Genomic DNA, 24,404 nt, shown 5'->3' with positions numbered 1-24,404 from the left:
GCCCGGGTTGATCCGGGCGCGCGCTGGCCTGATCAGGCCTGTTCTTCCTCTGCCTCCACATGCGCGACCCGGGCGCCCGCCTTGTTGGACGTCACCACCCCCAGCGATTTCAGCTTGCGGTGCAGCGCCGAGCGCTCCATGCCGACAAAGGAAGCCGTCCGGCTGATATTGCCGCCAAAGCGGTTGATCTGGGTCAGCAGGTATTCCCGCTCGAACGCTTCCCGCGCTTCGCGCAGCGGCAGCGTGGCCAGCGCGCCGGAGAGCACGACCCGCCCCTCCTCCTGCGGTTTTTCCTCCTCGCGCGGCAGGTCCTTGGCTTCGATCGGGCCGCTGCCATCGCCGAGGATCAGCACCCGTTCCACCAGGTTCTTCAGCTGCCGCACGTTGCCCGGCCACAGCATTGTCTGCATCAGGGCCACCGCCTCATCCGTCAGCTCGCGCAGAGGCAGGCCCTGAGCCTCGTTGAACTGGGCAATGAAATGATTTGCCAGCAGCGGGATATCCTCGCGCCGGTCGGCCAGCGACGGCACCGCCACCGGCACCACGTTGAGGCGGTGATACAGTTCCTGGCGGAAGGTGCCTGCCTCGATCTCGGCGTCCAGATCCTTGTTGGTGGAAGATACCACCCGCAGATCGACCCGGATCTTGTCGGAACCGCCGACGCGCTGGAACTGCTGGTCCACCAGCACCCGCAGGATTTTTGACTGGGTCCCCAGCGGCATGTCGGCGACTTCGTCAAAGAACACCACCCCGCCGTGGGCCTGTTCCAGCAGGCCCGGCTCGACGCCGCGCTCGGACGATTCGCGCCCGAACAGCACCTCTTCCATCCGGTCGGGCTCGATGCTGGCGCAATTCACGGTAATAAACGGGGCCGACGCCCGGTTCGAATTGGCGTGAATATAACGCGCGGCTATTTCCTTGCCGCTGCCCGCCGGGCCGGTCAGCATAACCCGGCCGTTCGACTTGGTGACCTTGTCCAGCTGGCCGACCAGGGTGCGGAATGCAGCCGAAGTGCCGATCATTTCGGCAGGGCCGGTATCCTTGCGCTTGAGGTCGCTGTTCTCCCGGCGCAGGCGCGAGGTTTCCATCGCGCGGCGGATCACGACCATCAGCTGGTCGATGTTGAAGGGCTTCTCGATGAAGTCATAGGCGCCCTGCTTGATCGCGGCGACCGCGATTTCGATGTTGCCGTGGCCGGAGATGATCACCACCGGGATATCCGGGGTGTCCCGTTTCACCGCTTTGAGGATGTCGATCCCGTCCATCTGGCTGTCCTTGAGCCAGATATCCAGGATCATCAGCGCCGGCTGGGCTTCCTCCAGCCTGGCCATGCATTCCTCGGAACTCCCCGCCTTGCGGGTGGCATAGCCCTCGTCCTCCAGAATGTCCGAGACCAGTTCGCGGATGTCGCGCTCGTCATCTACAATCAGAATGTCACTCATGTCAGACCTGCTTTCACTGTGCTCTTGTTAGGCGCCGCCGCTTTCCGGGCTGCGGCGGGCAGGCGGATTACCGCCATCGCGCCGTTGTGCGCGTGTCCCTCGAACACCGGGGCATCTTCCAGCGTCAGCGTGCCCCCGTGCTCTTCGATGATTTTCTTGACGATCGGCAGGCCCAGCCCGGTGCCCGCATCCCGCGTAGTCACGTAAGGCTCGAACAGCCGCGCCCTGTCCTCGGGCAAACCGATTCCATTGTCGGCGATACGGATTTCATAGGCATTGCCTGCCTTTTCAGCCGACACCCGGATTTCCGGAACCAGCCCCTCCGGGGCGCCTTTTTGCTGCAGGCTTTCAATAGCTTCGCCCGCATTCTTGATCAGATTGGTCAGTGCCTGGCCAATCATGGTGGCATCCAGATCAGAGGGCATCTCCGCCTGCTGCAGCTCTGCCTTGATCCGGACACCGGGCTGGCCCTGCTGCTGCAGGACCACTGCATCCCGCACCAGTTTGGCCAGATTCTCCTCGCGCCGTTCCGGTTCTGGCATCCGGGCGAATTTCGAGAATTCGTCGACGATCCGGCGCAGATCATTGGTCTGGCGCACGATCACGTCGGTCATGGATTGCAGCTGATCGCTGTTCTCCTCGCCCAGCTTGGGCGCGAACTTGCGCTTGATCCGCTCCGCGCTCAGCTGGATCGGCGTCAGCGGGTTCTTGATCTCATGCGCGATGCGGCGGGCCACGTCGCCCCAGGCCGCCATCCGCTGGGCGCTGACCAGATCGGTCACATCGTCAAAGGCAACCACATAGCCTTCAAGCCCGCCCTCGCCGGAACGGCGCGGCGACATCCTCACCAGCAGGTTTTCCAGCTGCCCCTGACGTGTCACCTTGATCTCTTCCTGGACCACCTCGGCGCCGGTTTCGATCAGCTCGTCAAACAGCGGCCCGAATTCCGGCACCGCCACGGCCAGTGCCAGCGACTGCTGGTCCTCCTGCCAGTCCAGCAGGCGCTCCGCGGACCGGTTCACAAAGGTCACCCGCCCGTCCGCATCCAGCCCGACAACACCGGACGTCACCGACGACAGCACCGAGTCGAACAGCCGCCGCCGGCGTTCAATCTGGCGGGTGTTGTCCAGCAGCCTGCCGTGCTGGGCTTTCAATTCCCGGGTCATCTGGTTGAAATACTGGCCCAGCTGGGAAATTTCGTCGTCGCCGTCGTCCACCGGCACCTGAACATCCAGATTGCCGGCGCCAACCCGCTGCGCCGCCACCGTCAGCCGTCCGACCGGGCGCGACAGCCGCTCGGCAAACCACATGCCCAGCCACATTGCCGCCAGTATCAGGATCACCGCAAAACCGATGTACAGCAGCGCAAATTCGAACAGCACCCGGCCGCGTTCGCTCTCGAGCTGCTGATAAAGATGCGCCGTCTCCTGGGTATCATCCAAAAGGTTCAGCAACTCGCCGTCCACATCCCGGCTGATGTACAGGAAGCGGTCAACAAAGGCGTCCAGACGCACCAGCGCGCGAAACTCGCTGTTGTCCCAGTCCTCGATCAACATCAGGCCATCGTCGCGGGCAACACCGATCTGCCGGTCATTTGGTTTTTCGAAATCGAATTCATAAGACCGCTCGCCGCGGGCGCGGATCTGGCCCCCGCTGTCAACGATGTAGGCTTCGCGAAGCCCCCGCTGGATTTGCAGCTGGCCCTGTGCCAGCACCAGCCGCAGTTCGGCGTCATTGATGAAGAAACTGCGTGCCCGGCTGTTGTCGAGATAGCGCGCCAGCGCACGGGCATCTTCGGTCAGATCGTCCTTTTGCTGGGCCTGATAGGCTTCGGCCGCATCGAGAGAACTGCCGATCACCTGCCGCACCCGCTGCGAGAACCAGCCCTCAAGCCCGACATTCACCGTCAGCACTGCAAAGACCGCCACGATCACCGTGGGGATCAGCGCCAGAAAGCCGAAGGCCCCGATCAGCCGAAGGTGCAGCCGCGAGCCAGCCGATTTCGAGCGCCGCGCCGCAAACAGGCGCACGATCTGGTTCATCACCAGGGCTGCAATGGTCAGGATGTAAACAAGGTCGGCCAGCAGAATCAGCCGCAGCGATCTGGACGAGGCCCCCTGCCCCAGCGGGCCGATGATCAGAAAGGTCGCCAGCGCCAGCACCGGCCCCAGCAGAACCAGGCCGATGGTGCCGATATTGCGCGCCCGGCGGGTCCTCCGCCACCGGTCCAAGGCCGCAAACGGCCCGTACGCCGCCCTCAGATGTGACTTATGCGCCACTTACTGCCCTCATCCTGATGTGCGACTCTTTGCGAGTCACCGCCATATCTCGTGGCCCTGCCTAGGAAATTCACAACAAGGTCACATTTCTGTGGCGATATTACATCAGTTTGCGGCGGCGTGTCACCTCAATATCCAGATCCGTGATCTTCTTACGCAAGGTATTCCGGTTTATCCCCAGCAATTCAGCGCATTTTGCCTGGTTCCCGCCTGTTGCCGTCAGGGCAATTTCAATCAGCGGTGTTTCCACTTCGCGCAAGAGCCGCATGTACAGGCCCGGCGGCGGCAGCATATCGCCGTGCAGATCGAAGTAGCGCTGCAAATGACGCCCCACCGCCTCCGACAGTTTTTCATTCGCCAGCCCCGCCACAGCAGGCTGCGGACCGGTCTGCGGCCCCAGGACAGCCTCGGCATCCGCTTGGGTGATTTCCTCGCTTCGCGCCGTCAGGGCCAGGCGCCGGACGGTGTTTTCCAGCTGCCGCACGTTGCCGGGCCAGGCAAAACGGCGCAGCACCTCGCGTGCGCTTTCGCTCAGCTCCCGGTGCGGCGCGCCTTCGTTCTCGGCCCTGATCAGGAAATGCTCTGCCAGCAGCGGAATATCCTCCACCCGTTCACGCAGCGCCGGCACGTGCAGCTCGGATCCGCAGATCCGGTAGTACAGATCCTGACGCAGCCCGCCGCCCTCCATCGCCGCCGCCAGATCCTTCTGGCTGGAGGCAATGAACCGCGGCGCATGATCGCCCGGCACGTCCATCATCCGCACCAGCCGCGCCTGCGCCTCCTCGGGCAGGTCGGCCAGCTCATCAATCACCAGCGTGCCCCCCTTGACCTGCGCCAGCAGCCGGGACGGGCCTTCCAGTTCGATCAATGCGGCAGCATCCGCATGCACAAAGGGCAAGGTCCTTCGATCCGAAAAATCATGAATTGCCTGCGCTATCAGCGACTTGCCCGTGCCGCTTTCGCCAGTGATCAAAAGGGGGAGATCAGTGTTCATCACCCGTGCAATCAACCGGTACAGCGCTTGCATCACCTCGCTGCGGCCGATCAGCGGCAGTTCTTCAGGGCGTTCGTGGGCTTCCGCCTTGGCAGCGGCAGGCGCCACCCGCTTGGCCGCCAGCGCCTTGGCGGTGCGCTTCATCAGCTCCGGCAGGTCAAAGGGCTTGGGCAGATAATCATAGGCCTCCGCCTCCTCTGCCTTGATCGCCGTCATGATCGTGTTCTGCGCCGAGATCACGATCACCGGCAGCCCGGGCCGGTCGCTCTGGATCTTGGGCAGCATTTCCAGCCCGTTCCCGTCCGGCATCATAACGTCCGAGATCACCACATCACCCTTGCCCTCGCCCACCCAGCGCATCAGCGTTGTCAGCGAGGAGGTCGCATGCACCTTGCAACCCGCGCGGGTCAGCGCCTGGGTCAGAACAGTGCGGATGGTGCGGTCGTCATCAGCGACCAGAACGGTGCCGTCCATGGATCAGCTCTCCTGCGGTTTCCTGTCACGCGGCACGCGCGACAGCGACAGCCGGAACACCGTGCGCCCGGGAACCGAGCTTACGGATATCCAGCCATTATGCTCCGAGACGATCTTGCTCACCAAAGCAAGGCCCAGCCCGGTGCCGTTTTCGCGGCCCGACACAAACGGGTCGAATATGTCATCCTTGATCTTGTCCGGCAGTCCCGGCCCGTCGTCGCAGATCTCGATCTGCAAGGGCAGCAGCTTGCCGGTTCCGTCGCTGCGGCGCAGCCGGAAGGAATGCTCATAGAAGGTGCGGATGTGAATGGTTCCGCCTTTTGGATCAGCAGCTTCGGAAGCATTCCTCAACAGATTGAGGATCACCTGCAGCAACTGGTCCGCATCGCCCCAGGCCATCGGCAGGGAGGGATCGTAACCCTCGGTGATGGTCATATGGGCACCGAACCCCAGCAATGCCGACCGCCGCGCGCGGTCCAGCACATCGTGCAGGTTTACCGGCTTGAAGTCGGGCTCGGTCAGGTTGCCGAACTGCTCCACCTGTTCCAAGAGCTTCACGATGCGGCGGCTTTCGCTGACGATCAGGTCGGTCAGCTCCAGGTCCTCCGGGCCGAGCCCCATACTCAGCAGCTGCGCCGCGCCGGTGATGCCCGCCAGCGGATTCTTGATTTCATGCGCCAGCATCTCCGCCATGCCGATGGCCGAGGCAGCGGCAGATTTGGCCGAGTGGGTCTGTGTCATCCGCCCCGCCAGCTCCCGCGGAGTGACCATCAGAAGCATCACTCCCTCCTGCCCTTGCAGCGGTGCGATCTGAACCCCGCATTGCAGCGGCGCCCTGCTGCCGGAGCCGACGTCGATATCATTCACGAACAAGGGAGTGCCCTGCACCCGGGCGCGGGCAAAGGCTTCTTCGATCGGCGCGTCGATTGCCAGAATGTCCCAGACCGGCTGCCCTGTCAGCGCCTTGCGGGAGGTGTTCAGGAACCCCTCGCTGGCGGCGTTCACGTCAGCGATCCTGTCCCAGGCATCGATCAGAAACGCCGGCACCGGCAACGAGGCCCAAAGAGCGGCGCTATCCATCATGCGGCCGCCTCCGGGTGCTCTGCGCCCAGCGCGTCCGGCAGCAGGGCCAGCACCTGTTGCGGGTTCTTCTCTGTCAGCACGGCGCGGCGCACGGCGGGTCCGGTCCCAACCTCATCCATGTACCAGCCCAGATGCTTGCGGGCGACGCGCACGCCCAGCTCCTGCCCGTAGAAGTCGAGCATTGCCCGGTAATGCTCTGAAACCATTTCGATAAACGCGGCGCCTTGAGGAACCTCGGGCGCCGGGGTACCCCACAGGTGATGCGCGACTTCGGCCAGCAGCCAGGGTTTTCCTTCAGCCCCGCGCCCGATCATCACGCCATCTGCACCGGACAGATCCAGCGCCTGCCGTGCCGTCGCGGTGTCCACGATATCGCCATTGGCCAGCAGCGGCACGCTGACAGCATCTTTCACCGCCCGGATCGCCGCCCAGTCGGCCGACCCCTTGTAGAACTGGCAGCGGGTGCGTCCGTGAATTGTCACCATCTGCACCCCGGCCTCGCAGGCGCGGCGCGCCACATCCGGCGCGTTCAGGCAATTGCCGTCCCAGCCCAGCCGCGTCTTCAGCGTCACCGGCACATCCACCGCCGCCACCACGGCTTCGATCAGCTTCAGCGCATGGTCCGGCGTCTTCAGCAGGGCTGAGCCGGAATAGCCGTTTGTCACCTTCTTGGCGGGGCAGCCCATGTTGATGTCGATGATCCGTGCGCCCTGCCCGGCGACCTGTTTCGCGGCCTCGGCAATCCAATATTCGTCACGCCCGGCCAGCTGCACCGCGGTGTTCTCGGCATCCGCGCTCAGCTCGGCCCGCTCGCGCACCCCGGGCTTGGCCTGCACCATCTCCTGGCTTGCCACCATCTCGCTCACCATCAGGCCCACGCCAAAGGAGCGGACCAGATCCCGGAACGGCCGGTCGGTGATTCCAGCCATCGGCGCCAGAGCGATCGGCGGGGACATGGGGGTGGTTCCAAGCGTGAAGGACAATTGCCTAATCCTTGTGCAACTGAGAGGTTTTTAACTGAAGCACTTGCTATGCAGCAATGAAATGCGCCTCTGCAAGCGGCTTCCGGTCGCCATTTGCCCAATTTTTAAGCACATTCCGCCGGGTGATTGCCACTTCCCGCGCCACCTCATAAACAATGCAGGAACTTCCGCACGAGGACCGCATGACCACAGCCGCCCTGATTGTCGCCGCCGGCCGCGGCACCCGCGCAGGCGGCGGCGTGCCGAAACAATGGCGGCCGCTGAAGGGCCGCCGGGTGATCGACTGGACGCTGGATGCCTTTGAAACGGCCGGAGTGGACCTCACGGTGCTGGTGCTTTCACCGGATGACGCTTTCGCCTGGGAGGAATTTTCCGGCCGCCCCGGCCTGATCCTTGCTCAGGGCGGCGCGGAGCGGGCAGCCTCTGTCCTGAACGGGCTGAAGAAGCTGGCGCCGCACAGCCCGGATAAGATTCTGATCCATGACGCCGCCCGCCCCTGTGTCAGCCGCTCTTTGATTCACCGCATTCTTGATGCACTGGACGAAACGGCGACGGCAGCTCCGGCTCTCGCAGTGACCGACGCATTGTGGACCGGCGCAGACGGCACCGTCACAGGCACACAGAACCGCAATGGGCTGTTTGCGGCGCAAACGCCGCAGGGGTTCCGGTATCAGGACATTCTGGCCGCGCATCTTGCCCACCCGGGCGGCGCCGCCGATGATGTCGAAGCTGCCCGCGCCGCGGGGCTTGACGTCCGCATCATTCCGGGCGAGCCCGACAACATCAAAATCACCCGCCCCGAGGATTTCGCCCGGGCGGAACGCATTCTGGGAGCAGACATGGATATCAGGCTTGGCAACGGCTACGACGTGCACCGGTTCGGTCCCGGCGACAGCGTGATCCTGTGCGGGGTGGAAATTCCGCATGAGAAGACGCTGCAGGGCCACTCTGACGCCGATGTCGGCATGCATGCAGTGACGGACGCGATCTATGGCGCGCTGGCACAGGGCGACATCGGCCAGCACTTTCCGCCTTCGGACCCGCAGTGGAAAGGCGCCGCCAGCGAGGTTTTCCTGCGCCACGCCGCCAATCTGGCACGCGAATTGGGGTTCACCCTGTCGAACGTCGACTGCACCCTGGTCTGCGAATACCCCAAGGTCGGCCCGCATGCGGCAAAGATGCGCGGCGTCATGGCTGAGATCCTGGGCATTGATGCGGACCGTGTCTCGATCAAGGCCACAACGTCTGAGCGCCTGGGCTTCACCGGCCGCGGCGAAGGTATCGCGGCAATTGCCACTGCCGCGCTGGTGAAGGCATGAAGAAGTCGCGCCTGGCCTTTCTGATCGGCACCGTCGGCGGCGTGGGCTACCTGCGCCCCGCTCCGGGCACCTGGGGCTCGCTTGCCGCGCTCCCCATGGCTTATGCTCTTCATCAGCTGGGCGGGTTTCTTCTCCTGGCCCTGGCGACCGTGCTCTGCATTGTGGTGGGTGTCTGGGCGGCGGAAGCCATGACACGCAACCGCGAGAACATGGACCCTTCCGAATTTGTTCTGGACGAGGTTGCCGGCCAGTTCACCGCGCTCTGGGCCGTTTCCTACCCCGCTTGGGCGCATGATATCGAGATCACCGCACTGTGGCCGGGCTGGATCGCTGCCTTTGTGCTGTTCCGCCTGTTCGACATCCTGAAGCCCGGCCCCGTCGGCTGGGCCGACCGGCAGAAGGGCGCGACAGGCGTGATGATGGATGACATTATCGCTGGCATCCTGGCCGCTATCTGCGTCGCAGCGCTCGCCTTCCTGTCGCATGGCCTGTTGGGGATGTGAGCATGGACACGGGCGAGCTGATCAGACGCGCAACGGCTGCCGGCATCACCATCGCCACGGCTGAGAGCTGTACCGGCGGCATGATTGCCGCCGCACTGACGGACATCCCGGGATCCTCCGCCGTGGTCGACCGCGGCTATGTCACCTACTCCAACGCCGCGAAGATGCAGATGCTGGGCGTCAAGGCGGAAACGCTGGACGCCGTGGGCGCTGTCAGCGAGGAGGTCGCCGCCGAAATGGCGGCAGGCGCCGTGCAGAACGCAGGCGTCACCCTGGCCGTTTCCGTCACCGGCATCGCCGGCCCCGGCGGGTCTGAGTTCAAGCCTGAGGGCCGCGTCTGCTTTGGCCTGGCCCGCGCAGGCCAGACTGCCCAAACAGAAACCGTGGAATTCGGCGCCATCGGCCGGGCAAATGTCCGCGCCGCCACCCGTGACCACGCGCTGGAACTGCTGGCGCAGGCGGTTTTAGAAATCGAACGCGAAACGGGCAGCTGACCCGCCGCAGCGCTCATTTTTTCAGCACTTGCAAAAAAGCCCCGTTTTTGTGCGCTTTCCGCACCCCTGCCGCTTTTTTCTGCGCAGGCTTTCCGCTTTCTCCTGACCCAACCGGTTTTTGAGGGGAAGGAACAATCGGATGAACGGAGCGGATACCGCATGGATCATTGTGGCCACGGCCCTGGTCCTCTTCATGACACTGCCAGGGCTGGCCCTATTTTACGGCGGCCTTGTGCGGGCCCGTAATGTGCTCAGCGTCTTCATGCATTGCTATGCCATTGCCTGTTTGATGAGCGTTCTGTGGCTGGCTTTCGGCTACACGATTGCCTTCGGAAGCGGCACCTCCGGCATCTGGGGCGGTCTGGACAAGATGTTCCTGAACGGCGTTACCGCCGACAGCCTGTCGGGCACCCTGCCCGAGGTGCTGTTCTTCGCCTTTCAGATGACCTTCGCCATCATCACGCCCGCGCTGATCGTCGGCGCCTATGTGGAGCGCGTGGGCTTTGGCTTCGTTCTCGTGTTTTCCGGCCTCTGGATGCTGCTGTGCTATGCGCCCGTGGTGCATTGGATCTGGGGCGGCGGCTTCCTGGCGGACGGCGGTATCTTCGGCGACACCGGCGTGAAGGACTTTGCCGGCGGCATCGTTGTGCATGAAACCGCAGGCCTCGCAGCCTTGATCATCGCCTTCTTCCTGGGCCCGCGCAAGAACCGCACCATCCCGCCGCACAACCCCGGCTATGTGATGATCGGCGCCGCGATGCTGTGGGTCGGCTGGTTCGGCTTCAACGGCGGCTCGCAGCTGGCGGCTGACGGCGGCGCGGCGATGGCGCTGACCGTGACCCACATCTCCGCCGCGACGGCCTCCCTCTCCTGGGCGCTGTGGGAGAAGATCAAATACGGCAAGGCCTCCCTGGTGGGCCTGGTGACCGGCACCATTGCGGGCCTCGCCTCGATCACCCCCGCCTCCGGCTTTGTCGGCCCCGTTGAGGCGCTGATCATCGGTGCCGTTGCCGGCGTGCTGTGCCAGGAGATGGTCAACCTGATCCGCAACAAGATGCAGATCGATGACACCCTCGATGTGTTTGCCGTGCATGGCGTCGGCGGCATCTTCGGCACCATCATGATCGCCGTCTTCGGCGCCGGGGCCTGGGCCGCGCAGCTGGGTGCGCTGGTGATCGTCGGCATCTTCACCGTGGTGGTGACCATCGCGCTGGTGAAGATCTCCGCTTTGATCACATCCCTGCGCGTGGACCTTGAAAGCGAGACCAACGGCCTTGATCTGTCTGTTCACGGCGAACGCGCCTATGACATGAACAGCTGATCCCGCCGGGACGCCCTGCGGCCCTTGTGCAGCAGGCAAACACAAAGCGGACCCTTCCGGGGCCGCTTTTTTCTTAGAACCTAAAAATTTACTTAGACAGCCGCAGCCAGCTCATTGGCTGGCGGTTCCTCGACCGCCATGGCTGCAGCGCCATAAGCAGAAACCGCAGCATAGGGACCTTTCTGACCCGTGGCCTCGGCGGCCTGTCCCTCCCCCATCAGCACCTGCAAATAGGCTTTAGCCTCGCCTGCTTCACGGACACTGTCGAGCAAAGCTTGCACACGGGCATCGTCAAGTGCCGCCTGTGCCCGGGAACGGGCCAGCGCCTCCTCGTCCGGATCGGCGCGCGGCGCGTCTTCTTCCGCCGTGGCTATTGCCGGCTGAGACGCGACAGAAACTGCCTGCGCTTCGCCTTTGCCCGGCGCCGTGGCCGAAGGTCCTGCGCCGGAGGAAGTTGAAGTTTCACTGCTGCTGCCGTCCCCTGAACCGCCGGTTTCGCCGGTGTCCTGCGGCTCTTCCTGGGCCGTCTCCGGCGGCGGATCTTGGGGCTGAGGTTGTGGGGATGGCGGGAATACGAGACTGACGACCATCGATAACTCCTAACGAAACACTAACACCCTCACCTAAACACATAAAACACGGCGCAAAAAAGGCCGGCCCCGCCCCCTGGCAGGGTTTCGGAGACACTGGTTAACAAGGTGTTAACGGGCTATCAGCGCCCAGCGGCGCCCGGGATCAGGAGCCGTACAGCTCCGCCGCCCGGCGCTCGAAAGCGCGCACGATGCGCTGCATCGCTTCGTTGAAGACCACCCCGATAATCCCCTGCAGCACCGCGTTCTTGAACTCGAAGTCGACAAAGAATGATACATCGCAGGTGCCGTCATCGCGCGGGTTGAAAATCCAGTGGGACTTCATGTAGCGGAACGGGCCGTCCAGATACTCGGTGTCGATTTTTCTCTCGCCCGGATAAAGCGTTACCCGGCTGCCGAACCGCTCGCGGAAGACCTTGAAGGAAATCACCAGATCCGCTTCCATCACCTCTGAATCGCCGAGCGGCGCACGGCTGCGGATGCGGGCAGCGGCGCACCAGGGCAGGAATTTCGGGTACTGCGCGACATCGGCCACCAGATCGTACATCTGCTGTGCCGAATAGGGCATCTGGCGGGTTTCCGAGTGTGTGGGCATCTGTCCGCTGATTTTCTGCTACAATTGTGCCGCGTCATGTCCTATGTACGCGCGGGAAATTCAAGGGGGCAGCCATGTCACAGCGTCCATATGTCATTGATGTGATGATCTCGGCCAAGGCAATCGCCGCGCGGATCGAGGAGCTTTGCGAGGAAATCCAGACCGAATTCGGCAATACCGACAAGCTGGTCGTGGTCGGTCTGTTGCGCGGCAGCTTCGTGTTCATCGCCGATCTGGTCCGCGAGCTGGACCTGCCGATCGAAGTCGACTTCCTCGAGGCCTCCTCTTATGGCGATGCCATGGAGAGCAGCCGGGAAGTGCGCATTCTCAAAGACTTGCGCGGCGCCATTGAAGGGCGTGACGTGCTGGTAGTCGAAGACATCGTCGACACCGGACATACGCTGAACCACGTCACCCACCTGCTGCAAAGCCGCAACCCGGCGCGGCTGAAGTCCATTGCGCTTCTCGACAAGCCGTCGCGGCGCGAGGTTGATTTCCGCTCCGACTGGATCGGTTTCGAAATCCCGGACGAATTCGTCGTCGGCTATGGCATCGACTATGCGCAGCGCAACCGGAACCTGCCATTTATCGGCAAGGTGCGGTTCACCGAGGACGGCTGATCCAGGCACCCGCCAAGGGCTGAATCGCCCTTTGCCGTTAGGAACCGCGCCTGCAGGACAGGCAATCCGCCCGCGGCACCGCGGTCCGGGCCTGCCCCCTGCACCTCTTCCGTGCAGCCCGGCCCGGACTGTGCAAAACTGCCACAAGCCGCGGAAAACGTGCCGCAAACCGGAACCGGCGCCGCTCCGCCGGTTCCTGCCCGGATGGCGGCGCTTTCCGGCGCAGTGCATTTGCCTTTCCCGGCTGTCTGGCCCATGTGATTTCCGAACGCAGCGATCACGGGAGATCCGCAATGCAAAAATTTCTGACGGCAGCCGCCGCCGCGGCGATGAGCCTCGCGCTTGCCCCCGCAGCCACCCACGCGGGGCCGCCGAAATGGGCGCCGGGACACAGCAAAAGCGCTGCCCACTACGCCCCCGGCCAAGTGAAAAAGCGCCACCACCGGAAACACAGCCACTATGACGATGACGACCACGATCACGATCATGACCGCTACGACGGCCGCATCCGGGGCGGCGACTGGGTCTATGTCGATGACTACGGGCGCTGGGGCCTGAACCCGCCGCGCGAGGGACATCGCTATGTACGCCAGGGCGACAAGATCTTTGAGGTGGTAAAGAACACGCTGGCGATTGTCGGCGCCGTCGCCGTTGTCAATGCGCTGACCCAGTAAGGGTCAGCCCAACAAGTTTCTGATTGCCCGCAGAAAGATCCCGGCCCCGGCCGGGATTGCTGCATCCGGGAAATCGAAGTCCGGATTGTGCAGTTGCGGCTGCGTCTCGCCGGAGCCCAGCCAGAACATCGCCGCCTTGGCCTGCTTGCCGAACTGGCCGAAATCCTCGGACCAGCGCTGCGGATAGCCCCTCATCTGCGCCGGATGCCCGGCTGCGGCGCAGGCGGCTTTCAAAACCTCCACCGCCTCCGGGTGGTTGGTGCAGGCGTCGAAGACGTCGTCGAATTCGGTTGAATACCTCAGCCCTTCCGCCGCGCAGACCTGATCCACCAGAAAGGTGGCTTCTGCGATGAGCTGATCCATGCGGGCATCGGTGACAGTGCGCAAAGTTGCCCAGACCTCTGCCTGCCCCGGTGCGATGCCGAAGGCCGGTTCCCCCATCCGGGCATGGGTCAGCGTGACCAGTGCGAACTCCGGCCCCAGATCGCCGCCCTTACCCAGGGCAACAAGGCCCGGCAGCAGCCGGGAAATGGCTCCGGCAGGCGACACCCCGTCCTGCGGCGCGGCAGCGTGGGAGGTTTTTCCGGTCAGCTTGATGCGCATCCCGCGTGAAGCGCAGTTTGCGGGGCCGGAGCACAGGGCCGTCTTCCCCACCGGCAGCCCCGGCAGATTGTGCAAGGAGAAAGCATAGTCCGGGGCGATCTGTGCAAAGGCGGGATCTGCGATCACGGCCGCGGCGCCCTTGCCTGTTTCCTCGGCGGGCTGGAACAGCAGCACCGCGCGGCCCTTGCCAGGACGGCTGGCAGCAAGGTCTTCGGCCAGCGCTGCCACTATCGTAATATGGCCGTCGTGGCCACAGAGGTGGCCGCGGCCGGTATGGGCGGAGCGGTAGGGCTGGTCAGACAGTTCCTCGATCGGCAGTCCGTCGAGTTCACAGCGGATCAGAACGGTCGGGCCGTCTGCCCTGCCCTCGTAAACGGCAGCGACGCCGTGGCCGCCAAGGCCGGTCAGCAGCTGGTCGGGCTGATGCTGGCGCAGGCGGTCCGCCACCATCGCGGCGGTCTTTTCCTCGGCGCCGGAAACTTCGGGGATCTGATGCAGGGCGTGGCGCAGCCGGGTCAGCTGCGCCAAACGCTCAGGCGTCATGCCAGGCCCAGCTTCTTGTTGCGGGCCTCGCGCAGGCGGGCGAAATCGTCGCCGGCATGGTAGGAGGAGCGGGTCAGCGGCGTCGCCGAGACCATCAGGAAGCCCTTGCCGTAGGCGGCTTTCTCGTAGGTCTTGAACTCATCCGGGGTGACAAAGCGGTCAACCGCATGGTGTTTCGGGGTCGGCTGCAGGTACTGGCCGATGGTCAGGAAATCAACGTCAGCGGCGCGCATGTCGTCCATCACCTGTTTCACCGCCTGTGCGTCCTCACCGAGGCCGACCATGATGCCGGATTTGGTGAAGACGGACGGATCCAGTTCTTTCACCCGCTGCAGCAGGCGCAGGGAATGGAAGTAGCGTGCGCCCGGGCGGACCTCAGGGTACAGGCCAGGCACGGTTTCCAGATTGTGGTTGAAAACATCGGGCTTGGCCTCCACCACCTTTTCCAAAGCGCTGTCATCGCATTTGATGAAATCGGGCGTCAGGATCTCGATGGTGGTCTTGGGGCTGCGGTGGCGCACCGCGCGGATGGTCTGGGCAAAATGCTCGGCGCCGCCGTCCTTCAGGTCATCGCGGTCAACCGAGGTGATCACAACGTGGTTGAGGCCAAGCTTTTCGACCGCATGGGCCACCCGCCCCGGCTCAAAGGCGTCAAGCGCGTCGGGGCGGCCAGTGGCGATGTTGCAGAAGGTGCAGCCGCGGGTGCAGATCTCGCCCATGATCATCATGGTGGCGTGGCCCTGGCTCCAGCATTCGCCAACGTTGGGGCAGCCCGCTTCCTCGCAAACCGTGGTCAGCTTGTTGTCGCGCATGATCTTGTGGGTTTCGGCGTAACCCTTGCCGCCTGGCGCCTTGACCCGGATCCAGCTTGGCTTCTTGGGCTGAGCGTTATCGGGACGATGCGCCTTCTCAGGGTGGCGCTGCTCCGGGATCTTAAGGTCTCTCACGTGGGTTTCCCTTCCGGCCTTTGGCGTTCTGAGCGGTTTAACACAGCTGATCTGGCTTGGCACGGGCATATCGTCAACCCTGCCTTGCTGTCTCAACATGGCTCACGAGACAGTTCCGGTGCCGTTTTCCTTTGCCAAATTGCCGCTACGGCGCACATAGTCAAGCTGTGCACGGAATGTGCAGGCGTAATTGGTATCTGGAGGGCGTAATGGCGAAGGAGCTGGAAAAGTTCAAGGCAGAGCACAAGAAGCTGGCAGCCGGCACCAGGAGATTCACCGCCGCCGAGGGCGACAAACTGAAAAAGCGGATCGGGATATCGCTGGGCAACGCCTGGGAAGGCGAGGATTACTTCCGCGAGAGCCTGGCCAAGGCGCGGGCTGACGGGGTGAAGTCGGAGAAACTGGCCGATTTCCAGAAAAACAAGCAATTCAAGGACGGGCTGACCACCTGGAACAAGGCTGTCGACATCCACCAGCAGGAAGTCGATGCGATGAAGGGGTTCTGCGCCGAGGCAAAGGCGCATTTGGCCAAGATGAGCAAACTCGCCGCCGACATAGAGAAGGACCTGAAGAAACGCTCCAAGACCTCGGCCTCGAAGAAAGACATCGAAGCGCTGCAGGGAGAGCTGGCCAAGGAGATCGCCGCGGTCAAGAAGGCTTCGGAATACGAGGGCAAGCTGAACGCGGCGCAGAAACTGTACGCTGCGAATTTCCAGAAGAAGGTCAACGCCATCCTGAAGGAAAAGCCTGACAGCCACGACAAGAAGAAGGACGCAACCGAACTGCCGCAGCTTCTGGTGGACCGCAACCTGAAGAAATACACCAATCAGGTCGGCGCGCTGGTGAAAGCGATCAACTCCCATTGCATTGCTGCCATCGACAAGGCCGGACAGGATCTGAAGGCAGCAGTGCCAGAGCTGAAGGCGGCTATGGCGAAATTCAACGATCTGAAGAAGATCAACGACCAGTACCAGACCGCCAAGAAAAAGTTCCCAGGCGCCATCGAGGATTCCAAGGACAAGAAGAAGCTGCTGGCGACTTTGAAGAAATTCAACGACCTGACCGCTGCTTCCGAGCGCAAGCTGCGGGGCACCAAAGTGACCATCATGAAGGCTGCGGCCTAGCGCCGCGCCTGCTGGCCGGAAAGAATGACCGTCAGCAGATAAGTGCCGCGATCAGCGCCCTGGAGGGCGCATCTGCGCCGTTCGCCGCAGTGCAGCAAGATATCCTGTATCCTGAACTCATGGACGTGTTGATACCGGCTTAGAATCATTTTAAGCCTGCGCGCCGAACGAGCATACACCTTCAGGAGATTCAGAGATGAAAGCTGGCGTTAAGCTGCCCGACGTGACCTTCCGCACCCGTGTCCGTGACGAGTCGATCGAGGGCCCGAACCCGTTCCGCTGGGAAGACAAGACCACCGCGGATTACTTTGCAGGCAAGCGCGTTGTGCTGTTCTCGCTGCCGGGCGCCTTCACCCCGACCTGCTCCACCTTCCAGCTGCCGGGCTTTGAAAAAGGCTTTGCCGACTTCCAGGCCGAAGGCATCGACGCGATCTACTGCATGTCGGTGAACGACAGCTTCGTGATGAATGCCTGGGCGCGTGACCAGAAGCTGGAAAACGTCCAGGTGATCCCGGACGGCTCCGGCGAGTTCACCCGCAAGATGGGCATGCTGGTCGCCAAGGACAACCTGGGCTTCGGCAACCGCTCCTGGCGCTACGCGGCCATCGTCAACAACGGCGTGGTCGAAGCATGGTTCGAAGAGCCGGGCCTGTCCGACAACCACGGCGAAGACCCCTATGGCGTCTCCTCCCCGGAGACTGTGCTGAAGCACCTGAAAGAAGCCAAGGCAGAAGTCGCCGCCTAAGGCTTTGACTATCCGGGCATTCAGACGGGTCCGCCTTGTGCGGGCCCGTTTTCGTTTGCGGCTTCGGCCGTTTCAGCCGATCAGTTCCTCCTGCTGCGGACTGGCTTCGCCGTAGTAGTCCGCCAGATGCTGCAGGGCGATCCGCAGCACCACCTTGCCGGAGCGCGCGGGCCAGCCCAGGTTGCGCTCTGCCGTTTCCAGCCCTTCCAGGTGGCAGCAGCAGCGCAGGGCGATATCGCTGAGGCCCGCCCCGAGTTTCTGCAGCGCTCCGGTCATCCGCTGCTGTGCCGTGGCGGCGGCCTGGTGGCTGGTGCTGCGCATGGGGTGGCTCGCCTGGGCGAAGTACAGCTCTTCCTGCATCAGGTGGCTGCTGATCTGCGCCAGTTCGAAATCCTCGCGCAGGCGCCGCCCGGCCCGCACCATGGGCTGGGTCAGGAATGCCTTTCCATCCTTGTCGGACAGCCTGGCCAGCATCTCCAGCGGGGTTTCAGCGCCGCCATAGCGCGCCTTCCGCCCCATGCCTCCTGGCTCTGCGGCCTGCGAGGGCTCAAACGGCGCCTGCGCCTCGGCGAAACCGCCTTCCAGCCGGGCGCGGGCGCGGTTTTCCTGGTCGGCAATGATCCGGTTCAGCGCGGCGCGTCCGGCGGCGGTGATCGCGTAGCGGCTGATCCGGCTCCGGCGCGAGCAGGCAATCCAGCCATTGAGCGCCAGCGCCCCTGCCAGAGGCCGCGACACCGCCACCTTCTGCCCGTCCGCCTCGCGGCCTTCGCGCACCACCACGGCCATTTCCATGCCCTCGGCAGCAGCCAGAACCGCGCCGCCGCGGCTGAGCAGAGTGAGCACGCTGGCAGCCTCCCGCTCGAAACCCGACCGGAGGCTGCGGCTCGCGGCGGATGGCCTCTCCTCCCGCCGCGGGGATGCCGAGGCGGATTTATAGCGCCCGGCCAGATAGGTCAGCACCTCGTCAATCAGCGGGTCATCCCGCAGCGTCTCCACCCGCCGTACCTGCCGCAGGATGGTGGAGGGATGGCAACCGGCCTTGCGGGCCAGTTGCCGGATCGGGCGGCCTGCCTCGGTGTGCTGCAGATAGCGGCATGTTTCCAGCGGCACCCAGCCTGGAAAGGGTGCCTGTGTCATGTCTTGCATTCTTAACCCCCGGTCGTGCGCCAGGCCGGAAAGTCTGCCGCACTCACTGGTGCCTGCGGCATCCCCCCTTGCGCCCGGCATCAATTGGACAAAAGCGCGGATTGGACATCATTGTTTCCAGAAAAAACATAATCATCACAAAACGCACCGTTCGCCGGTCGCCCCATCTCCGCAACACCACCCTGGGTTGTGTTATAGCAGAGCCAGTCCAGAGATAGGAAAGGAGAGCACAATGCAGGATGTTTTCACCCGGCTCACGTTGCTTCGGCGCCCGCGGATCCTGGCGCGGGCCGCACGGCTTGGCGCCCGGAACTATTGCCGACGGCGCGACCTGCGCCGCATCCTGGGTTATGGCGGCATGCCGCGGCCTGCGGCGGCCGTGATGCGGCTCTTGGAGCTGGAAGAGGGAATGAATGCGGCGCGCAGAGCCGGTGAAGCGGGGTATTCGATCATCCGCCATGTGGATGTGCTGATCGCGCTGGCCGGTGAGGCCGCCTATCTAGGCGCCCGCGCGAATGCAAAAACGGCGGCCCCTGCGGACCGCCGTTTCGCTGCGGCAGCGGGTGTTCCCCCCTGCCCCTGAATTGTGCCTGCGCGGTCACATGAAGGCGTCGGGCATGGAGGCCTTCTTCTCGGCCACATACTCGTCCAGCGCCATCTTGATCGACGGATCCAGAGCGGGCTGCTCGTAAGTGGCCAGCAGCTTCTCAACCCGGTTCGAAGCCAGCGCATAAGTGTCGCGCGCGCCTTCTTCTTCCCACTGTTCGAACGGTTTGTAGTCGAGCAGGTCGGATTTCCAGAAGGCCGACTTGAAGTTGGCCTGAGTGTGGGCGCAGCCGAGGTAGTGGCCGCCGGGGCCGACCTCGCGGATGGCTTCCATCGCCTGGCCGTTCTCGTCCACCGAAATGCCCTTGGCGAGACCGTGCAGCGCACCCAGCTGGTCGGCGTCCATCACGAACTTCTCAAAGTCGGCAACCAGGCCGCCCTCGAGCCAGCCGCAGGAGTGCAGCATGAAGTTCACGCCGGACATCAGGCCCATGTTGAGCGAGTTGGCGGTTTCATAGGCGGCCTGCGCATCCGGCAGCTTGGAGCCGCAGAAGGAGCCGGCCGAGCGGAACGGCACACCCAGGCGCCGGGCCAGCTGGCCTGCGCCATAGGTGACCAGCGACGCTTCGGGGGTGCCGAAGGTCGGCGCGCCGGAGTTCATGTCGATCGACGACACGAAGGCGCCGAAGATCGCGGGCGCACCGGGGCGGCACAGCTGGTTGTAGGCGATACCGGCCAGAACCTCTGCCAGCACCTGCGTGAGGGTGCCTGCCACCGACACCGGCGCCATGGCGCCGCCGACGATGAACGGCGAGATGATACAGGCCTGGTTGTTTTGAGCGTAGACTTCCAGCGAGCCCATCATCACGTCGTCGAAGGTCATCGGCGAGTTGATGTTGGTCAGCGAGGTCATCACGGTGTTGTTCTGCACGAACTCCTTGCCGAACAGGATGCCGGCCATGTCGACGGAGTCCTGGGCGCGGCTGGGTTCGGTGACGGAGCCCATGAACGGTTTGTCGCTGAGGGTCATATGCGCCATCAGCATGTCCAGGTGGCGCTTGTTCACCGGGATGTCGGTGGGCTCGCAGACGGTGCCGCCGGAGTGGTGCAGCCACTTGGACATGTACGCCAGCTTCACGAACTTGTTGAAGTCGTCCATGGTCGCGTAGCGGCGGCCGCCGTTGCGGTCACGCACGAAGGGAGGGCCGTAGACCGGTGCCAGAACCAGGTTGCGGCCGCCGATGACCACCGATTTCTCGGGGTTGCGGGCGTGCTGGGTGAATTCGGCCGGTGCGGTTTCGCACAGCTTGCGGGCCAGGCCGCGGGGGATGCGCACGCGCTCGCCCTGGACATCGGCGCCGGCATCGCGCCAGCGCTGCAGCGCCGCCGGATTGTCAACGAAATTGACGCCGACCTCTTCCAAAATCGTGTCCGCGTTGTACTCGATGATTTCCAGCGCTTCCTCGTTCAGGATCTCGAAGTTCGGGATGTTGCGCTCGATGTACTTGGCGGTCTCGATCTTGACGCTGGTGCGCTCGGCGCGGCGGGCGGCACCGCCGCCGGCTCCACGGGCGCGGCGGCGCGGGGCTGCTTCTGTCATGGTTTATCCTCACCACAGGCATTTCATTGCGATGGGTATTATAGCCCCCGTGCGGCCCGCCGCCGCAGGATTGCGGCCATTCAAGTTGAAAAGCGACATTGGCAGGGCATTTTGCACCGCCGCGGTGGACTTTGGCATACCCTCGGGGCGCGCGCCGCCGGACCGCGGCCGGAAATCCGGGCGCGTGGCGGCGCTTAAGGCCAAAGCCTCTTGCAGAAAATGCGTTCCTGCCCTATGGCGCGTGCATGACAGAGACATCCCATGACCGCCTTCTCATCATCGACTTTGGCAGCCAGGTCACGCAGCTGATTGCGCGCCGCCTGCGCGAGCTGAACGTCTATTGCGAAATCCACCCCTATCAGAATGTCACCATGGACTTTGTGCGCGAGATGGCGCCCAAGGCGGTGATCTTCTCCGGCGGGCCGGACAGCGTGACGCGCGAAGGCTCGCCCCGTGCGCCCCAGGAGATTTTTGATCTCGGCGTGCCGATTCTGGGCATTTGCTATGGCCAGCAGGTGATGATGCACCAGCTGGGCGGCAAGGTGGAAAGCGGCCACGGCACCGCCGAATTCGGCCGCGCCTTCGTGACGCCGACGGTTGAGCGGCTGGAGCTGCTGGACGGCTGGTTCGCGGATGATGCCGACCGCGAGCAGGTCTGGATGTCGCACGGCGACCACGTCAGCAGGATCGCCCCGGGGTTCGAGGTTTACGGCACCTCCCCCAATGCGCCCTTTGCCATCACCGCCGATGTCAGCCGCAACTTCTATGCGGTGCAGTTCCATCCGGAGGTGCACCACACCCCGAACGGCGCCAAGCTTTATGAGAACTTCGTGCGCTTGGCCGGTTTCAGCGGCGACTGGACCATGGGCGCCTACCGCGAGCAGATGATCGAGAAGATCCGTGAGCAGGTCGGCGACAAGAAGGTGATCTGCGGCCTGTCCGGCGGCGTCGACTCTTCGGTCGCTGCGATCCTGATCCACGAGGCGATCGGCGACCAGCTGACCTGCGTCTTCGTGGACCATGGCCTCTTGCGCAAGAACGAGGCGGAAGAAGTCGTCTCGATGTTCCGCGACAACTACAACATCCAGCTGATCCATGCGGATGAGAGCGATCTTTTCCTGGGCGAGCTGGACGGCCAGTCGGACCCGGAAACCAAGCGCAAGATCATCGGCAAGCTGTTCATCGACGTGTTCCAGAAACACGCCGACACCATCGACGGCGCCGAGTTCCTGGCCCAGGGCACCCTGTACCCGGATGTGATCGAATCCGTGTCCTTCTCGGGCGGGCCTTCGGTCACCATCAAAAGCCACCACAACGTCGGCGGCCTGCCGGAGAAGATGGGCCTCAAGCTGGTGGAACCGCTGCGCGAGCTGTTCAAGGACGAGGTCCGCGCCTTGGGCCGCGAACTGGGCCTGCCGCAAAGCTTCATCGGCCGCCACCCCTTCCCCGGGCCGGGTCTGGCGATCCGCTGCCCCGGCGAGATCACCCGCGAGAAGCTGGAGATCCTGCGCGAAGCGGATGCGATCTATATCGACCAGATCCGCAAGCACGGCCTCTATGACGAGATCTGGCAGGCCTTCGTCGCGATCCTGCCGGTCCGCACCGTCGGCGTGATGGGCGACGGCCGCACCTATGACTATGCCTGTGCGCTGCGCGCAGTGACATCGGTTGATGGCATGACCGCGGATTACTACCCGTTCAGCCACGAATTCCTGGGCGAAACCGCCACCCGGATCATCAACGAGGTGAAGGGCATCAACCGCTGCACCTACGACATCACCTCGAAGCCTCCGGGAACCATCGAGTGGGAATGATCAAGGCCAATCCAGCGCTTTGAAACCGCGGTGGCATCCGCGCCCTTTCCAGGCAACCTTTAAGCAAATTTGTTCCATCTTGAGCGGAACACCAGGCCGCCGGTTTGAAACCGGCGGCCATCTGTTTCAAGATATGCGAAGGCGGAAGATGGCCGTTTTCAATTAGAATTTCGTTCTGCCGCACTTCGCACATGTTACCGAGTCCGCACTGAGCGCCAAGCACAGGGCCTCCCCCCTATCCCATGACGAACCGGGCCGCCTTGCCCGGCTTCGGCCCGTATTTCCGGGTCCGGGCTTGGCTGGCCGGCCGCTGGCTTGCCGCCTCAGGTTAATCAATCTGTCAGGTGTTTTGGCGACACTAAGCCGGACACCGCAGGCTTGGAGACACTGATGATTATTTGCCACCCCCTGAAACTCATCTTCATCAAGACCAAAAAGGTGGGCGGCACGTCTTTTGAAATCGCCTTGTCCAGTTTCTGCGACGAAGCGAGCATCATCACGCCGATCACCCCTGGAGATGAACGCACCCGTGCGGAATTGGGCTATCCAGGCCCGCAGAACCACCGCCGCCAGGTTTGGCCCGATGGCACTGAATCAGAGGCAGATTTCTATCACCACATCCCCGCTGCGGAGGCCAAGACTGTCATCCCGAAGGAGATCTGGGACAGCTACACCAAGGTCACCATCTGGCGCGATCCCTATGACGCGATCATCTCGCGCTATTACTGGGAAAAAGCGGATGCGGCCGGCATGCCCTTTGGGCAATTTGTCCGCCGGTTTCCCGGGCTGCTGAGGGAGAACTGCGAAATCGCGCCGCTGGAAGGACCGGCTGCGCCCGACGTTTTCCTCCGCTACGAACATCTGGAGGAAGACATAAAGGCGCTTGGGATCAACGGTCTGTGGGACCGGTTTTCAAGCTTGCGCGCCAAGGGCAACATCCGCCCGCGCACCGGCACCGATCCGGAAACGCTGTATTCCCAGCATCCCGGCACAGCCGCTATCGTCGCTGATCGGTGTGCCGCGGAGATCCGCAAGTTCGGCTACACGTGCCCGGGCGCACCGGCTGCCGTCCCCAAGCAAGAGCTGGCCGGAACACGCGATTTCATGTTCACGCTTTCGGCCGGGCGCACCGGCACTGCCTGGCTGGCGGAGTTTTTGCAGAGCAACCTGCAGATCAACTCGGTGCACGAGCCGCTGGGGGTGGAGGATTTCGGCACGGCCATGCCGGAAATCGGCCACATGCGCACCTTCAACACGCTTGGCATGAATCCAAGGATGCAAGAGTTCTGGAGGACCAAGCTGGGCGCTCTTGCAGCGCCTTATGCGGAATCCAACCACACGCTGGGCAAATGCGGGCTGATCGAGGCGCTTGCGGAAAGCAGCATCTGCGACCGCACAACCGTTATCATCCTGCGCCGCGATCTGGCCAAGCAATGCGCCAGCTACGCCGGCCGTGGCGATTTCAGCAACTTAACCCTGATCTGGCAGTGGTATCTGGACGTGAGCTATGAAAACGTCATCGTCGATCCCGCTGCTTACTTGAAGCTGGGACAAATCGGCTGGGCCATCTGGTACGCCCTGGAGATGGAAGCGCGCTATGCCTACTACCTGCTGAAATACCGCCAGAAGATAAATTTCGTGGAGGCCCGGCTCGAAGAGGCGGTCAAACCGCATGGAGCTGCCGAACTGCTGGCGGATCTGGGCCACAGCGGCCGGATCGTGCTGCCGGAGAAGAAAAATGCCACACAGGATCCGTCCGGGGTCACCGAGGAGCTCACCGCAGAGATACGCGCGCTGCTGGACCGGCTGAACTTCGACCCGGTGGCGGCTGCCGCCTCCTATATCGAGGCCGGACGTTCCCTGGATATGCGCTCCCCGCACAGAGCGGCCGCCTGAATCCCGCGCGCGGCCTCCCCCGAGAGCAGCCGGCGCCCCCGGTTGCGCTTGACCCCGGAGGAAAATTCC

General features: G+C 63.4%; 22 protein-coding genes. 11 read left to right on the top strand and 11 right to left on the bottom strand.

Features of this window, described 5'->3' with window-relative positions; genetic code table 11:
* Nucleotides 1–32 precede the first annotated feature (32 nt).
* The 5 genes from KUV26_RS02105 to dusB all read right to left on the bottom strand — a co-directional run bounded on the left by KUV26_RS02105 (nucleotide 33) and on the right by dusB (nucleotide 7,255).
* Entirely contained in the window at nucleotides 33–1,442 is a 1,410-nt protein-coding gene (locus KUV26_RS02105) for a sigma-54-dependent transcriptional regulator (protein WP_222502479.1), read from the bottom strand.
* A complete protein-coding gene (locus KUV26_RS02100) occupies nucleotides 1,439–3,721 on the bottom strand; it encodes a sensor histidine kinase NtrY-like (RefSeq protein WP_222507157.1) in 2,283 nt (760 codons plus the stop codon). The genes KUV26_RS02105 and KUV26_RS02100 overlap by 4 nt, the downstream gene beginning before the upstream one ends.
* 100 nt (nucleotides 3,722–3,821) lie before the next feature.
* Entirely contained in the window at nucleotides 3,822–5,189 is a 1,368-nt protein-coding gene (locus KUV26_RS02095; protein WP_222507156.1) for a response regulator, read from the bottom strand.
* 3 nt (nucleotides 5,190–5,192) lie between these two features.
* Nucleotides 5,193–6,272 carry a two-component system sensor histidine kinase NtrB gene (locus KUV26_RS02090; protein ID WP_222507155.1) on the bottom strand — a complete coding sequence of 360 codons (1,080 nt, stop codon included), beginning with the start codon at nucleotides 6,270–6,272 and terminating at the stop codon, nucleotides 5,193–5,195.
* Nucleotides 6,269–7,255 (bottom strand): tRNA dihydrouridine synthase DusB, encoded by a 987-nt coding sequence (gene dusB / locus KUV26_RS02085; RefSeq protein WP_222507154.1) that lies wholly within the window; start codon nucleotides 7,253–7,255, stop codon nucleotides 6,269–6,271. The genes KUV26_RS02090 and dusB overlap by 4 nt, the downstream gene beginning before the upstream one ends.
* Before the next feature lie 182 nt (nucleotides 7,256–7,437).
* Between dusB and KUV26_RS02080 the strand changes: the two genes are divergently transcribed.
* From KUV26_RS02080 to KUV26_RS02065, 4 genes are all read left to right on the top strand, one after another.
* A complete protein-coding gene (locus KUV26_RS02080; RefSeq protein ID WP_222507505.1) occupies nucleotides 7,438–8,574 on the top strand; it encodes a bifunctional 2-C-methyl-D-erythritol 4-phosphate cytidylyltransferase/2-C-methyl-D-erythritol 2,4-cyclodiphosphate synthase in 1,137 nt (378 codons plus the stop codon).
* Nucleotides 8,571–9,077, top strand: coding sequence for a phosphatidylglycerophosphatase A (locus KUV26_RS02075; protein WP_222507153.1), 507 nt, complete (start codon nucleotides 8,571–8,573; stop codon nucleotides 9,075–9,077). Before KUV26_RS02080 ends, KUV26_RS02075 begins: the two co-directional genes overlap by 4 nt.
* A gap of 2 nt (nucleotides 9,078–9,079) precedes the next feature.
* The gene (locus tag KUV26_RS02070; RefSeq protein WP_222507152.1) at nucleotides 9,080–9,571 is read left to right on the top strand and encodes a CinA family protein; all 492 of its coding nucleotides are present in this window, start codon (nucleotides 9,080–9,082) and stop codon (nucleotides 9,569–9,571) included.
* 139 nt (nucleotides 9,572–9,710) lie between these two features.
* Nucleotides 9,711–10,892 (top strand): ammonium transporter, encoded by a 1,182-nt coding sequence (locus tag KUV26_RS02065; RefSeq protein ID WP_222502472.1) that lies wholly within the window; start codon nucleotides 9,711–9,713, stop codon nucleotides 10,890–10,892.
* A gap of 92 nt (nucleotides 10,893–10,984) precedes the next feature.
* On the opposite strand, the gene KUV26_RS02060 is transcribed toward KUV26_RS02065, so the two are convergent.
* Both KUV26_RS02060 and KUV26_RS02055 read right to left on the bottom strand, forming a co-directional pair.
* Nucleotides 10,985–11,482 (bottom strand): hypothetical protein, encoded by a 498-nt coding sequence (locus KUV26_RS02060; RefSeq protein WP_222507151.1) that lies wholly within the window; start codon nucleotides 11,480–11,482, stop codon nucleotides 10,985–10,987.
* A gap of 145 nt (nucleotides 11,483–11,627) precedes the next feature.
* A complete protein-coding gene (locus KUV26_RS02055; RefSeq protein WP_222507150.1) occupies nucleotides 11,628–12,077 on the bottom strand; it encodes a type II toxin-antitoxin system RatA family toxin in 450 nt (149 codons plus the stop codon).
* A gap of 74 nt (nucleotides 12,078–12,151) precedes the next feature.
* On the opposite strand from KUV26_RS02055, the gene hpt reads away from it, so the two are divergent.
* Nucleotides 12,152–12,697 (top strand): hypoxanthine phosphoribosyltransferase, encoded by a 546-nt coding sequence (gene hpt, locus KUV26_RS02050; protein ID WP_222502469.1) that lies wholly within the window; start codon nucleotides 12,152–12,154, stop codon nucleotides 12,695–12,697.
* Between the two features lie 293 nt (nucleotides 12,698–12,990).
* Complete coding sequence (locus KUV26_RS02045; protein ID WP_222502468.1) at nucleotides 12,991–13,371, top strand: RcnB family protein; 381 nt, start codon at nucleotides 12,991–12,993, stop codon at nucleotides 13,369–13,371.
* A 3-nt stretch (nucleotides 13,372–13,374) separates the two neighbouring features.
* On the opposite strand, the gene KUV26_RS02040 is transcribed toward KUV26_RS02045, so the two are convergent.
* Both KUV26_RS02040 and lipA read right to left on the bottom strand, forming a co-directional pair.
* Entirely contained in the window at nucleotides 13,375–14,517 is a 1,143-nt protein-coding gene (locus KUV26_RS02040) for an amidohydrolase (protein ID WP_222507149.1), read from the bottom strand.
* On the bottom strand, nucleotides 14,514–15,464 hold the full coding sequence (gene lipA / locus KUV26_RS02035; RefSeq protein WP_222502466.1) for a lipoyl synthase: 951 nt from the start codon (nucleotides 15,462–15,464) through the stop codon (nucleotides 14,514–14,516). Before lipA ends, KUV26_RS02040 begins: the two co-directional genes overlap by 4 nt.
* 209 nt (nucleotides 15,465–15,673) lie before the next feature.
* Between lipA and KUV26_RS02030 the strand changes: the two genes are divergently transcribed.
* Together KUV26_RS02030 and KUV26_RS02025 are read left to right on the top strand one after the other, a co-directional pair.
* Nucleotides 15,674–16,588: a hypothetical protein gene (locus KUV26_RS02030; protein ID WP_222507148.1), complete on the top strand. Its 915-nt coding sequence runs from the start codon at nucleotides 15,674–15,676 to the stop codon at nucleotides 16,586–16,588.
* Between the two features lie 196 nt (nucleotides 16,589–16,784).
* Nucleotides 16,785–17,333, top strand: coding sequence for a peroxiredoxin (locus KUV26_RS02025; RefSeq protein ID WP_222502464.1), 549 nt, complete (start codon nucleotides 16,785–16,787; stop codon nucleotides 17,331–17,333).
* Nucleotides 17,334–17,405: 72 nt separating this feature from the next.
* Here the strand turns inward: KUV26_RS02025 and KUV26_RS02020 are convergent, their stop codons facing one another.
* Complete coding sequence (locus tag KUV26_RS02020) at nucleotides 17,406–18,479, bottom strand: DUF6456 domain-containing protein (protein WP_222502463.1); 1,074 nt, start codon at nucleotides 18,477–18,479, stop codon at nucleotides 17,406–17,408.
* 232 nt (nucleotides 18,480–18,711) lie between these two features.
* Between KUV26_RS02020 and KUV26_RS02015 the strand changes: the two genes are divergently transcribed.
* The gene (locus tag KUV26_RS02015; RefSeq protein ID WP_222507147.1) at nucleotides 18,712–19,062 is read left to right on the top strand and encodes a DUF6477 family protein; all 351 of its coding nucleotides are present in this window, start codon (nucleotides 18,712–18,714) and stop codon (nucleotides 19,060–19,062) included.
* A 15-nt stretch (nucleotides 19,063–19,077) separates the two neighbouring features.
* Here KUV26_RS02015 and KUV26_RS02010 read toward each other — a convergent pair whose 3' ends face one another.
* Entirely contained in the window at nucleotides 19,078–20,625 is a 1,548-nt protein-coding gene (locus KUV26_RS02010) for a trimethylamine methyltransferase family protein (protein WP_222502461.1), read from the bottom strand.
* A gap of 245 nt (nucleotides 20,626–20,870) precedes the next feature.
* On the opposite strand from KUV26_RS02010, the gene guaA reads away from it, so the two are divergent.
* Both guaA and KUV26_RS02000 read left to right on the top strand, forming a co-directional pair.
* On the top strand, nucleotides 20,871–22,439 hold the full coding sequence (guaA, locus tag KUV26_RS02005; protein WP_222502460.1) for a glutamine-hydrolyzing GMP synthase: 1,569 nt from the start codon (nucleotides 20,871–20,873) through the stop codon (nucleotides 22,437–22,439).
* A 390-nt stretch (nucleotides 22,440–22,829) separates the two neighbouring features.
* Nucleotides 22,830–24,335 (top strand): hypothetical protein, encoded by a 1,506-nt coding sequence (locus tag KUV26_RS02000; RefSeq protein ID WP_222507146.1) that lies wholly within the window; start codon nucleotides 22,830–22,832, stop codon nucleotides 24,333–24,335.
* Nucleotides 24,336–24,404 lie beyond the last annotated feature (69 nt).

Origin of the sequence: Leisingera daeponensis (genome assembly GCF_019801465.1) — a bacterium.
GTDB lineage: Bacteria > Pseudomonadota > Alphaproteobacteria > Rhodobacterales > Rhodobacteraceae > Leisingera > Leisingera daeponensis_A.
This window is presented reverse-complemented; position numbering and strand designations above follow the sequence as displayed.